This window comes from Streptomyces sp. NPDC050704 (assembly GCF_040654355.1).
Taxonomy (GTDB): domain Bacteria; phylum Actinomycetota; class Actinomycetes; order Streptomycetales; family Streptomycetaceae; genus Streptomyces.
Map to the genome: position 1 here is coordinate 62,385 of NZ_JBFAHW010000016.1, position 12,422 is coordinate 74,806.

Sequence of the window (12,422 nt, forward strand, 5' to 3'; positions counted from 1 at the left end):
CGCCTCGGCTCGCTGCGGGGCGTTTCCCGGGCGCGTCCGGGGTCCGCGTAACCTTTCCGCATCGGAACCTCGCTTGTTTCCCGCCATTTCCACCACCGAAACACGCTTTTCGATGTGACTTACGCGACGATGACCAGGCCCGGCCTGACCTAGGCGGCCGGGGAGGCGTAGCCTTTATTCCCGCTGTCCATCACCTTGTGAAGCGGAAGAGGGCGGTTGCCGCCGTGTCGCCACAGTCCCCCAGTAACTCGAGCATCTCGACCGAGGACCAAGCCGGGAAGAACCCCGCGGCTGCGTTCGGTCCGAACGAGTGGCTCGTCGATGAGATCTATCAGCAGTACCTCCAGGATCCGAACTCGGTAGACCGAGCCTGGTGGGACTTCTTCGCCGACTACAAGCCGGGCGGCGTCGCCGCCTCGGCGACGGCGGGTACCGCGGCCGCGGGGGCCGCGGGCACCGCCCCGTCAACGGTGCAGCCACCGGCCGCGTCTGCCGCACCGGCCGCACCCGCGGCTCCGGCCCAGGCAGCTCCGGCCCCGGCCGCACCGGCTGCTCCGGCTCCGGCCGCCCCCGCGGCGCCGAAGCCCGCGGCTGCCGCACCGGCTCCGGCCGCGGCTCCCGCGAAGCCGGCCGCCGCAGCTCCGGCCAAGCAGCAGGCCGCTCCGGCGGCCGAGGCCGCCGGGGGTCCCGAATACGTGACGCTGCGCGGCCCCGCCGCCGCGGTCGCGAAGAACATGAACGCCTCCGTCGAGGTCCCCACGGCCACGTCCGTGCGTGCGGTCCCGGTGAAGCTGCTCTTCGACAACCGCATCGTCATCAACAACCACCTGAAGCGTGCCCGGGGCGGGAAGATCTCCTTCACCCACCTCATCGGCTACGCGATGGTGCAGGCCATCAAGGCCATGCCGTCGATGAACTACTCCTTCACGGAGAAGGACGGCAAGCCGACCCTGGTCAAGCCGGAGCACATCAACTTCGGTCTCGCCATCGACCTGGTGAAGCCCAACGGCGACCGCCAGCTCGTCGTCGCCGGCATCAAGAAGGCCGAGACGCTGAACTTCTTCGAGTTCTGGCAGGCCTACGAGGACATCGTCCGCCGTGCCCGTGACGGCAAGCTGACGATGGACGACTTCTCCGGTGTCACGGTCTCGCTGACCAACCCCGGCGGCCTCGGTACGGTCCACTCGGTCCCGCGTCTGATGCCCGGACAGTCGGTCATCATGGGCGTCGGCTCGATGGACTACCCGGCGGAGTTCCAGGGCACCTCCCAGGACACCCTGAACAAGCTCGGCATCGCGAAGGTCATGACGCTCACGTCGACCTACGACCACCGGGTCATCCAGGGCGCCGCCTCGGGCGAGTTCCTGCGCGTCGTCGCGAACTACCTGCTCGGCGAGAACGGCTTCTACGACGAGATCTTCGAGGCCCTGCGCATCCCCTACGAGCCGGTCCGCTGGCTCAAGGACATCGACGCCTCGCACGACGACGACGTCACCAAGGCCGCGCGGGTCTTCGAGCTGATCCACTCCTACCGGGTCCGCGGCCACGTCATGGCCGACACCGACCCGCTGGAGTACCGCCAGCGCAAGCACCCCGACCTGGACATCACCGAGCACGGCCTCACGCTCTGGGACCTGGAGCGGGAGTTCGCGGTCGGCGGCTTCGCCGGCAAGTCGATGATGAAGCTGCGCGACATCCTCGGCGTGCTGCGCGACTCGTACTGCCGCACCACCGGCATCGAGTTCATGCACATCCAGGACCCGAAGCAGCGCCAGTGGATCCAGGACCGCATCGAGCGCCCGCACAGCAAGCCGGAGCGCGAGGAGCAGCTGCGCATCCTGCGCCGGCTGAACGCGGCGGAGGCCTTCGAGACCTTCCTGCAGACGAAGTACGTCGGCCAGAAGCGGTTCTCCCTGGAGGGCGGCGAGTCCGTCATCCCGCTGCTCGACGCGGTCATCGACTCGGCCGCCGAGGCGCGCCTGGACGAGGTCGTCATCGGTATGGCCCACCGCGGCCGGCTGAACGTCCTCGCCAACATCGTCGGCAAGTCGTACGCGCAGATCTTCCGCGAGTTCGAGGGCAACCTCGACCCGAAGTCGATGCACGGCTCCGGCGACGTCAAGTACCACCTGGGCGCCGAGGGCACCTTCACCGGTCTCGACGGCGAGCAGATCAAGGTCTCGCTGGCCGCCAACCCCTCGCACCTGGAGGCGGTCGACCCGGTCCTTGAGGGCGTCGCCCGCGCCAAGCAGGACATCATCGGCAAGGGCGGTACGGACTTCACGGTCCTGCCGCTGGCGCTGCACGGCGACGCGGCCTTCGCGGGCCAGGGCGTGGTCGCGGAGACCCTGAACATGTCGCAGCTGCGGGGCTACCGCACCGGCGGCACGGTCCACATCGTCATCAACAACCAGGTCGGCTTCACCGCCGCCCCGGAGTCGGCCCGCTCGTCCATGTACGCCACGGACGTGGCCCGCATGATCGAGGCGCCGATCTTCCACGTGAACGGCGACGACCCCGAGGCCGTCGTCCGCGTCGCGCGCCTGGCCTTCGAGTTCCGCCAGGCGTTCAACAAGGACGTCGTGATCGACCTCATCTGCTACCGCCGCCGCGGTCACAACGAGTCGGACAACCCGGCGTTCACGCAGCCGCTGATGTACGACCTGATCGACAAGAAGCGCTCGGTGCGCAAGCTGTACACCGAGTCGCTGATCGGCCGGGGCGACATCACCCTGGAAGAGGCCGAGCAGGCGCTGCAGGACTACCAGGGCCAGCTGGAGAAGGTCTTCACGGAGGTCCGCGAGGCGACTTCCGCGCCGGCCGAGGCCCATGTCCCGGACACCAAGCCCGAGTTCCCGGTCGCGGTCACCACGGCGGTCTCCCAGGAGGTCGTCAAGCGGATCGCCGAGTCCCAGGTCAACATCCCCGACCGCGTCACCGTCCACCCGCGTCTGCTGCCCCAGCTGCAGCGCCGCGCGTCGATGGTCGAGGACGGCACGATCGACTGGGGCATGGGCGAGACCATCGCCCTCGGCTCCCTGCTCCTGGAGGGCACCCCGGTGCGCCTCTCGGGCCAGGACTCCCGCCGAGGCACGTTCGGCCAGCGCCACGCGGTGCTCATCGACCGGGAGACGGGCGCGGACTACACCCCGCTCCAGTACCTCTCGGACGACCAGGCCCGCTACAACGTCTACGACTCGCTGCTCTCCGAGTACGCGGCGATGGGCTTCGAGTACGGCTACTCGCTGGCCCGTCCCGAGTCCCTCGTGCTGTGGGAGGCGCAGTTCGGCGACTTCGTCAACGGCGCCCAGACGGTGGTGGACGAGTTCATCTCGTCGGCGGAGCAGAAGTGGGGCCAGACGTCCGGCGTCACCCTCCTCCTCCCGCACGGCTACGAGGGCCAGGGCCCGGACCACTCGTCCGCCCGCCCGGAGCGCTTCCTCCAGATGTGCGCGCAGAACAACATGACGGTCGCCATGCCGACGCTCCCGTCGAACTACTTCCACCTCCTGCGGTGGCAGGTGCACAACCCGCACCACAAGCCGCTGGTGGTCTTCACCCCGAAGTCGATGCTCCGCCTCAAGGCGGCCGCGTCGAAGGCGGAGGAGTTCACGACGGGCGGCTTCCGCCCGGTCATCGGCGACGCGTCCGTCGACCCGACGGCCGTCCGCAAGGTCGTCTTCACGGCCGGCAAGGTCTACTACGACCTCGACGCGGAGCGCCAGAAGCGCGGCGCCACGGACACCGCGATCATCCGCCTGGAGCGGCTGTACCCGATCCCGGGTGCCGAGATCCAGGCGGAGATCGCCAAGTACCCGAACGCCGAGAAGTACCTCTGGGCCCAGGAGGAGCCGGCGAACCAGGGCGCCTGGCCGTTCATCGCGCTCAACCTGATCGACCACCTCGACCTCGCGGTCGGAGCGGACGTCCCGCACGGCGAGCGCCTGCGCCGCATCTCGCGTCCGCACGGGTCGTCTCCGGCGGTGGGGTCGGCGAAGCGGCATCAGGCCGAGCAGGAGCAGTTGGTTCGGGAGGTGTTCGAGGCGTGAGCCTCTGAACGCGCCTGACCACCCTGACCACAGGGCCCGTTCCCGGAGTTTCCGGGGGCGGGCCCTGTAGTGCGTATGCCGGTCTTCCGCCCCGCCCTCTACGTGGTCTGGGGTTCGAAGTCCCAGTAAGGGCGGACGCGGGACCGGGCCGCGACGGTGTGGAGATGCTCGGGGCCGAGGGTGGCGGCGAGGACGTTCAGGGCCTCCGCCTCCGCCTTCTCCGCCTGCCGGGGCTGCCCGAGCGTCCGCAGATCGGCGGCGAGGCCGATGCGGGCGGACAGCGTCAGCGGGTGCGTACCGCCGAGGGTCGTGGCAGCCCTGGCAGCCGTGTCCCTGCTGAGGGCGACGGCGGACTCGGGATCGCCGAGGAGGTTGCGCAGGGCCGAGGCGTTGAGGGCGCAGCCCAGGGTCCAGGGGTGGTCGCCCCCCACCGCCGAGGCCATGCCGGCGAGGGAGCTCTCGGCGAGCCCGTACGCCGCCTCCCGCTCACCGACGCTGCGCAGGATCAGCGCGTGGTTGGCGCGGGCGCCGGCGGCGTAAGGATGCGGGGGGCCGAGCAGGTCTTCATAGCGGGCGACGACGGACTCGCTGATCCGGCGGGCCTCGTCGATGCTGCCGTACTCACGGGCGAAGCAGCTCTGGCTGGTGGCGAGTATCAGCGTCAGCGGGTCCGTTTCGCCCAGGACGCGCTCGCAGCGCTGGAGCACGCCGGCAAGGAGCGGTCCTGCCGCGTCACGGTCGCCGACGCGGTGGCGGCACAGGGCGAGGTTGTGTTCGGCCCGCAGGGTCTGCTGATGGTTGGCGCCCGTCACCTCGCGGTGCTGGTGCACGCTGCGTTCCTGAAGTGACACGGCTTCGGAATAGCGGCCCAGGAGGCGCAGGTCGGTGGCGCAGGAGATCTGCGAATCAAGCGTCCACACGTCGTCCGCCCCCAGGAAGCGCCGTCGGTCGGCGAGCGTCCGCTCATCGATGTCCAGGGCCTGCCGGTAGCGCCCGAGCAACCGGAGCGAGACCGCCAGGTTGTTGCGTGCCGCCAGGAGGGTGTGACGGTCCGCCCCCGCCACCTCCCCCAGGAGTTGTTCGTAGCCCTCGACGACCTCCCGGGAGAGGGACAAGGCCTCGTCGTAGCGGGCGAGCGCGCGCAGATCCGCGGCGAGGCTGCCGACGGAGCGCAGATGCCCGTGACCGGGGGTCCCGGCGGCCGCGCGGTACTGCTCGACCGCCGCGCGGCTCACGGTCTCGCTGTGCCGGTACTCGCCGCACGCCCGGAGTAGGTTGGCGTAGTGGTGGCCGAGTTCCCACAGCACGGTCTCGGACGTGCCCGGACGCTCCTGCCAGGCGGGCACGGCCTGTTCGGCGAGCCGCACGCCGGCACCGTACTCGCCGGAGAGGTACATGTAGCGCAGACAGTTGAGGACCAGCTCCTGGATGGCCGGAACGGTGTCGCGCGGGACGTCCGCGTACTCCAGATGCGGAACGATCTCGGCGTAGCGGGGCCACATGTCCGTGTCGGCGGGGCGGCCCGGATCGGCGGCGGCAAGGGCCCGGCGGACCACGCCCGCGTATTCCCGGCGGTCCTCGTCGGACATGTCGTTGCGGACGGTCTGGTGCACCATGCGGTGCACGTAGAGGAACGCTCCCGACGGTTCGTCCCGTTCGTACTCCAGACGGACCACCGAGGACCGGCGCAGCTGGCCGATCGCCCTGTCCCACCTCTCCTGGTCTCCCAGCAGTCCGGCGAGGTGCTCCGGCAGTCCGTCGACCGGCGTCTGTCTGAGGAGGCGTACGGGTACGAGTCCCGGCGCGAAGAACGTGCACAGCCTCAGCAGTTCGACGGATTCCGGGGCGGACTCGCGGAGACTGTCCAGCAGGACCGACCAAGCGGTCCGGAAGGTGAGCGGGAAGTCGGCCGACACCGTGACGGCGCTCTGCTCCACGTCCGCGTTCAGGAGTTCCAGGTACTCCCCGATCGAGACGTCGGAGTCGTTGAGCCATCCCGCGGTCTGGTCCAGCAGCAGCGGCAGGTCCTCCAGCGCCTCCGCGAGCCGGTCCGCCTCCGTCTCCGTCAGCCGTGGTGCGCGGCGCCGGATGAAGGCCACCGATTCGGGCCGGTCGTAGACGGGTACTTCCAGCGCGCTGTTGTGCTCGGCCCATTCGGAGTTGCGCGAGGTGATCAGGATGTGGCCGGGCCCCGTCGGCACCAGGTCCTGGATCTGGCCCGGCTCGTCCGCGCCGTCGAGGATCAGCAGCCAGTGGGCGTACGGGTCTCCTCGGCGCAACGCGTCCCGCACCGCACGCAGCCGCTCGCCGTACTCGGCCCCTGTGGACAGCCCCAGTGCCGGCGCGAGTTCCGCCAGCTCCCGGCGAAACGACGTCCGGTTGCCCGCGTTGACCCACCACACCAGGTCGTACTCGGAACCGAACCGGTGCGCGTACTCGGCGGCGAGCTGGGTCTTGCCCACCCCGGACATGCCGCACAGCGTGACCGCACCCCCGCCGAGCAGTTGTTCGTAGGTGTCGCTGAGCAGCTGCTCACGACCGGTGAAGCGGGCGTTGGGTCGCGGCACTCCCCCGGACACCTGGGGGATCCCGCTCGGGAAGCGCGGGCCGTGCCGAGCGGCCTGATCGGACTCCGGCACGGGGACGAAGGGCAGGCCCAGGCGGGCCAGCAGGCGGCGCTCGGCCTCGTCGGCGTCCACACCGGTCAGCTCGACCGCGTCGAGAACCGCTGTTGCCGTCGGCGGGGCGGAGGGCGCGACGGAGACCGCCACGAAGCGGTGCTCGTCGGGGGCGACGACCTGTCGCAGCGCGTCGGCCCACTCCGCCGGGGTGTGCGAGCCCTGCTGGAGGTACCAGTCGCTGATGACCAGCAGGACCGGGCCCGGCGCGAGCAGGAGGTCGCGCAGGGACTCCTCGAGCCGCGTGCCGGGCGGCGGGTTCCACCGCTGGTACACGGCACGGTGTCCGTGCCGCTCCAGTCGGTCCCTGATCCAGGCCGCCCAGGCGCGGTTCAACCCGGCGAAGCTGATCGTGACGGTCTGCCGTCCCGTGCGGGTCGCGGGCCGCGTCGTCGTCGGTTCGCCGGCGTCGCCGATTCGGGGCGGACCCTCCAGCCATGTGCGTCGGCGGTCCGTCCCCCCGTCCCGGGGCCCGGCGATCCGGCCCGGACTCTCCGGTACTCCCGGAGCCGGTCGTCTGTCCGGCGAGGACACCCGTTCCCGTACCACCTCCGTGAGCCGCGCCGCCGGCTCCCGCCCCGGCTCCCGCTCCCGGATCTCCGCGCGCAGCTCCGCCTTGCGGACGGGCACGCCCCACTGGTTGCTGACAGTGAGCCAGAGCGACGCCGGCCCGGTCTCCCGGCCTGTCGACACACGGAACCGTGCCGCCCCGTACGTTCCGCCGAAGCGGTGCAGGACGACGCTCGGTTCGTCGAGGGCCGTGCAGACGAAGAACGGCGAGCCGTCGAGGGCGATCGTGAAGGTGAACTCCTCGTCCGGGTAGGGCCAGGAGGCCGGTGTGCCGTCCTGGGCCGGAAGCGGGCCCCGCAGATCGACGGTGACGAGGTAGTTGCGTCCGGTCTCGGCCCGCCGCGGCCAGGCCACGACGGGTTCGATCAGGAGAGGGCTTTCGAGGGGACGCTCGTCGCCGCTCACCACCCACCCCCTCCGCCGGGGTTCGCTTCGTCGCCCACCGCGAGCCGCAGCGTGGTGAGCGGGTGCCCGTAGTAGTGGAACATGAAGGCGTACAGGAGCCGCAGAACTCGTTTCTGCCCGATCCGGTCGACCTGCCCGTCATCGTTGCGCGTGGTCGGGACGACCGCCAGGGAGCCGAACTCCTCGACCGCGCGGGCCCGGAAGGCGCGCAGGGTGTCGGCGACGGGCCACTGCGGGTGGGTGGCCACCTCGTGCACCAGACGTCGTACCAGTGCGCGGGCCTCCAGGTCTCCGACCTTTCCCGCGGTGACGATGCAGCCGCCCGCCCCCTTGCGCAGGAAGAGTTCGGCGAAGCCGCGCAGCGCGTGCTCCCCTTGTGCCCTGTTGTCGACGAAGCGGCCGGAGTGGCAGGCGTTCAGGCAGACCAGCGAACGGTCCGCGCGCAGGACGTGCATGGCCTCGCCGTTGAACTCGGCCCAGGTGCGCTCGCCGAGCGACAGGCGCGGGACGGTCTCGCCGTACGTGCCGTGGCAGCCCATGTAGACCAGGCCGGTACGGCCCGTCGGGGTGTCGAGCGCCCGGAGGAAGGGCGTCATCTCCAGGTGCAACTGGTGTGCGTACGGAGCGAAGACACTCCCGTCGTCGGACATGTCCTTGTGGACGTAACCGAGGACCCGGCCGTGGCATTCGCCCGTCTCGCGCGGCAGGTCCTGGTCGACATCGTGCACGGTCGTCCAGCGGGCCATGACGAGCAGGGCGCCCAACAGACCGCCTTCCAGGCCGTATTGGACATCCGTCGGCACCAGGAACAGTTCCCAGGGAAGTTCGAACCCCGTGTCGTCCCACACGATGAGGCGCAACGCGGCTCCGTGCCGGGCCCGGATCAGGTTGATCCACCGGGCCAGTTCGGTCTGGTTGTCGGACCAGTGCTGAATCCCGCGCAGGATCTCCGAGGGGAACTCGCCGCCCTCGCGGCTGACGTTGCCGAGGCTGACGGCGGGGGCGGTGAGCCGGGTCGGCCCGGGCGAGCACTTCACGGTGAGGCCGCCGCACCAGCCGTGCAGCCGGTACGCGTCCTGTCTGCCGGTCCCCTCGGCGCGCACGACCCGGAGCACGGCGAAACCCTCCGGCAGGCGGGCACCGGGTCGTGCGTCGGTCCCACCGAGCCCGGCGGGCGGCTCGTGCGAACGGCGCAGATGGAGGACGGAGGCGGACTCCCGGCGGGCCGCCGCCTTCAGGCCGGGCAGGGCCGCGCGACGCATCACGCCGCCGGCTCCCGTCAGCCACCGGGCCCCACGCTGCGGCTCACCGCTCAACGGCGCCTCCCCGTCCGACGGAACGCTCGTCCCCGTACGGGATCTGCCGCTCACCGCTCATCGGCACCGCCTCCTCGTCCGTCTCCGTGCCGCGGATGGTGCGTCCCTCGACCACGGTGCCGCCCAGGGCGTCGGCCAGCGCGAACGGCAGGTCCCCGTACGGCTCTCGGGCCGCGTCCACGACGGCGACGTGCAGCCTCGTCCGGTCCATGGCTCTGATGCGCGCCGCCGCCTCGAAGGCGTCCTCGACGCCCGCCGCGGCCACCGGACCGCTGATCCGTCCGGTGCGGCCTGCGCGCAGCGGGACGTTGCCCCGGCCGTCGGTGACGACGACCAGCCAGGCCTCCGCCAGACCGTTGCCGTGCTGCCGGAACGCCCGGCGCAGCGCCTGCGCCGCCTGTTCGATGCCGTGCGCAAGCGGTGTGGCGCGACCCGCCGGGCGGTACAGCGCGGCGAGGACTCGCGGGTCGAGGACACTGCGCGCGGCGAAGGAGTCGGCCCGTAGTTCGTCCGCCGCTTCCGCGCCGCCGACCTCGATCACCTGTGCGGCGGCCCGCCCGGTGTACGCCCATTGCAGGAACGGGGCGAGGGCGTCCTGCCAGTCCCAGTCGTCGTCCCGGCAGGTGTGGTCCAGGACCAGGACGAGCATGCGCTCGGGGATGCCGGCACGGACGTGGCTGTGCAGGTCGACGGGCGAGACGGTGAACCGCTCGGCACCCCGGACACGTTGGTGCACCGCCGCTTCCCGCACGGTGTGCACATAGGCGAGATCACGCAGGTCCCTCGCCCGCCGGGTGCCGACCACGACACCGCGTGCCGAGGCAGGTCCCGCCGTGCGCTGCCAGGGGCTGCGCAGGGGCGCGAAGTCGCGTGGGGCCTCCGCGTCGTCCTCCGGGAACGGGGTGGCGGGCACGGCCGGCGCCCCGCCCTGGGCGGTACCGATTCCCTCCGGAGGCTCGCTCTCCAGCAGCGGCTCGCCGGTCTCGGGGTGCCGCCGCCGCTCGTCCCCGTCGGTGCGGCTCCGGTCGCCGGGCCTGATGCGGAGCACCGAGCCGGGCTCCGCCGACGGCGGCGGGGAGCCCTGCGCCGGAGGTTCCGATCCGGCCGGCCGCGGTACGTCGGCGACTGCCAGGCCGAGCAGCCGGGCCGCCGCGTCGCAGTGTCGGACCCCTGCCATCCGCTCCCCGTCCAGGGCGGCGACGGTGCGGGCGAGCCTCGCCAGCGCGAGTTCCCTGCGGACACTCGTGTCCGGGCCGAGAAGTTCGCGTATGCGCGTGAGTGCATGGTCGGTGACCGCCGCGGTCGGCACGCCATGGGCAGCCGCCGTACGCCAGCCGGACGGCAGGGTCGCGAACAGCCGCTCGGCGGGCGGCAGCCGCAGACCGGCCACGGACAGCCGTACGGCGAACCGGTCCAGCAGGTGCGGACTGAGCCGCCCCACGTCCACCGAACGGCAGGAGGCCAGCCAGCGCGCCCGCGGCCGGGCCCGGTGGCGCAACCCGCTGTGCTCGACCACGGCGACGTCGGCCCCCAGGAGCTGAACTGCCGCGCGCATCCCGGCGACGCTCAGCCGGGACAGATCGGGCACCACGACCAGGGGCGGCGATCCCGGGCGGCCGTCCGCCTTGATGAGCGGGCCTGGCTCCATCCGGAACGAGATGCCGTCCGGCTCCTGCCGGAGTCTGGGCCGGGTCCAGAGGTCCTCGTCCCGGCTGGTGGCACCCAGCATCAGCGGGATGGCATCGGCCGCCCGCGCGGAGCCGGCCAGAATCCCGGCGAAAAGCCGCGCCACCGGATCGGTCAGCCGGGGATCCAGGTCGAAGAGCAGCACGCCGGACAGAGCCGGATCGGCGGCGGCGCAGACGAGGGCATGGGTCAGCCGCCGGGCGAGGTCGTCCGGTTCCTCGGGCGCGGTGCCGGCGGCGTCGGAGCCGCTCGGCGGGTCGGTGGCCATGGGCGGCTCACAGGGTGTCGAAGAGGTCCTTGACGCGGGCCCGGTCGTCCGGTCCCCAGTCGAAGGTGCCGCCGTGTGCGGTCTCGGGCCGACGGTGCCGGAGTGCCATGGGCAGCACTCGGAGCAGATGCCCCGGCTGGACCCGGTCCGATCCCTCCAGCGCTGCGAGCGCGCGGGCAGCCAGCGTGGCGACGATCTCGCCGCGCTGTCCGACGGCGTCGACCCGCTCCGCCGCCTCGGCGCACAACCGGACGATCCGGTCCGGGACCTGGGTCCGCGGCACCCTGTCCCGGGCACTCTCCAGTCGCTCGCGGGTCGCCGTGTCGTCCCGCCCGGCTTCCGCCAGCCAGCCGGACCCCTCCTTCCCCAGCTCCTCCTCGAAGTCCAGCACCGTACGGATCATGCGATGCCGTGCATCGACGTCCAGCTGCTCGGCGGCGGCCATGAGCCCGAACCGGTCGAGCAACTGCGGCCGCAAGCCGCCCTCTTCGGGGTTCATGGTGCCGACGAGCCCGAAGGAGAGGTACTTGGCGGTGGCCAGGCCCTCCCGCTGCACGGACAGCACGCCCGTCGAGACGACGTCGAGAATGATGTTGACGAGATGGTCGTCGAGGAGGTTCACCTCGTCGATGTAGAGCAGCCCCTTGTCGTCCGCGTCCTCAAGGAGGCCCGGCTGGGGACGTGTCTCACCACGGATCAGGGCGTCGAGCTCCCAGCCGCCGAGGACACGGTCGTCGGTGGCGTTGATGGGCAGGGTGACGGGCAGCTCGGAATGGGCCATGAGGGCGAAGGCCCGTACGAGGGTGGACTTGGCGGTACCGCGCGCTCCGGCCATCAGCACCCCGCCGATCCGGGGCACCACGTGGTTGAGCTCCAGCGCCAGCTTCAGCTCGTCCTGCCCCACGACACGGCTGTACGGCAGGATGTGCACGTCCCCCGCCGCGCGGCTCACGACGGGTCCCCCTGCGGAACCGGAGCCGGCTCGCCCCGCGAGCCGGACGTCTGCCAGCGGAACGTGATCTGGAGCTGGGCCTCCGCCCCGCTCTTGACCAGGGCCGCCACACCGGCGTCGACCTTGATGGAGAGCTGCATCTCGATCTCGTCGGGCCGGACGTCCTCCGCGAGGTCCCCGAACCGCCGAACCGCCTGAGCCGCGCAGCGCCGGGCGAGGTCCAGCCCGTCGGTGTAGGCGTCACGGGCGACCTGGACGACTCTCTGGGCGGGGCTGTCCCGGGTCTCCTCGTCTCCGTAGACGAGGTCGAGGCCGTCGGGGGAAGCCGGGCCAAGGTCCGTGTCGACTTCGATGGGAATGGGCCCGTCCGCTCCCGCCGGGACAGGCCCCACTAAGATCACCACACGCCCCCCTGGTTCAACTCTCTTGCAGTGTGCGGCCCTTGAGAGAGATCTGGGTCATTCCCCGGTGCGCTGAGGGTTATGCGCACCGGGGCGG

Annotated in this window: 6 protein-coding genes; 1 reads left to right on the forward strand and 5 read right to left on the reverse strand. The window is 71.5% G+C overall.

The genetic code is table 11. The annotated features are described in order from the left end of the window. The first annotated feature begins 224 nt into the window (after positions 1-224). Positions 225-4,049: a multifunctional oxoglutarate decarboxylase/oxoglutarate dehydrogenase thiamine pyrophosphate-binding subunit/dihydrolipoyllysine-residue succinyltransferase subunit gene (locus AB0I18_RS11860; protein ID WP_363105279.1), complete on the forward strand. Its 3,825-nt coding sequence runs from the start codon at positions 225-227 to the stop codon at positions 4,047-4,049. Between the two features lie 98 nt (positions 4,050-4,147). Here AB0I18_RS11860 and fxsT read toward each other — a convergent pair whose 3' ends face one another. From fxsT to AB0I18_RS11885, 5 genes are all read right to left on the reverse strand, one after another. Further along, a complete protein-coding gene (gene fxsT, locus AB0I18_RS11865; RefSeq protein WP_363105336.1) occupies positions 4,148-7,144 on the reverse strand; it encodes an FxSxx-COOH system tetratricopeptide repeat protein in 2,997 nt (998 codons plus the stop codon). Between the two features lie 554 nt (positions 7,145-7,698). Continuing rightward, complete coding sequence (locus AB0I18_RS11870) at positions 7,699-9,018, reverse strand: CHAT domain-containing protein (protein WP_363105280.1); 1,320 nt, start codon at positions 9,016-9,018, stop codon at positions 7,699-7,701. Then, positions 9,008-10,972: a magnesium chelatase gene (locus AB0I18_RS11875; protein WP_363105281.1), complete on the reverse strand. Its 1,965-nt coding sequence runs from the start codon at positions 10,970-10,972 to the stop codon at positions 9,008-9,010. The genes AB0I18_RS11870 and AB0I18_RS11875 overlap by 11 nt, the downstream gene beginning before the upstream one ends. A 7-nt stretch (positions 10,973-10,979) precedes the next feature. Beyond that, complete coding sequence (locus AB0I18_RS11880) at positions 10,980-11,924, reverse strand: AAA family ATPase (RefSeq protein ID WP_363105282.1); 945 nt, start codon at positions 11,922-11,924, stop codon at positions 10,980-10,982. After that, entirely contained in the window at positions 11,921-12,328 is a 408-nt protein-coding gene (locus tag AB0I18_RS11885) for a CU044_2847 family protein (protein ID WP_363105283.1), read from the reverse strand. The genes AB0I18_RS11880 and AB0I18_RS11885 overlap by 4 nt, the downstream gene beginning before the upstream one ends. Positions 12,329-12,422 lie beyond the last annotated feature (94 nt).

Bases quoted from the DNA above. Each gene is read 5' to 3' on its own strand.
- AB0I18_RS11875 (WP_363105281.1), bottom strand. From the start codon at position 10,972: ATGGCCACCGACCCGCCGAGCGGCTCCGACGCCGCCGGCACCGCGCCC.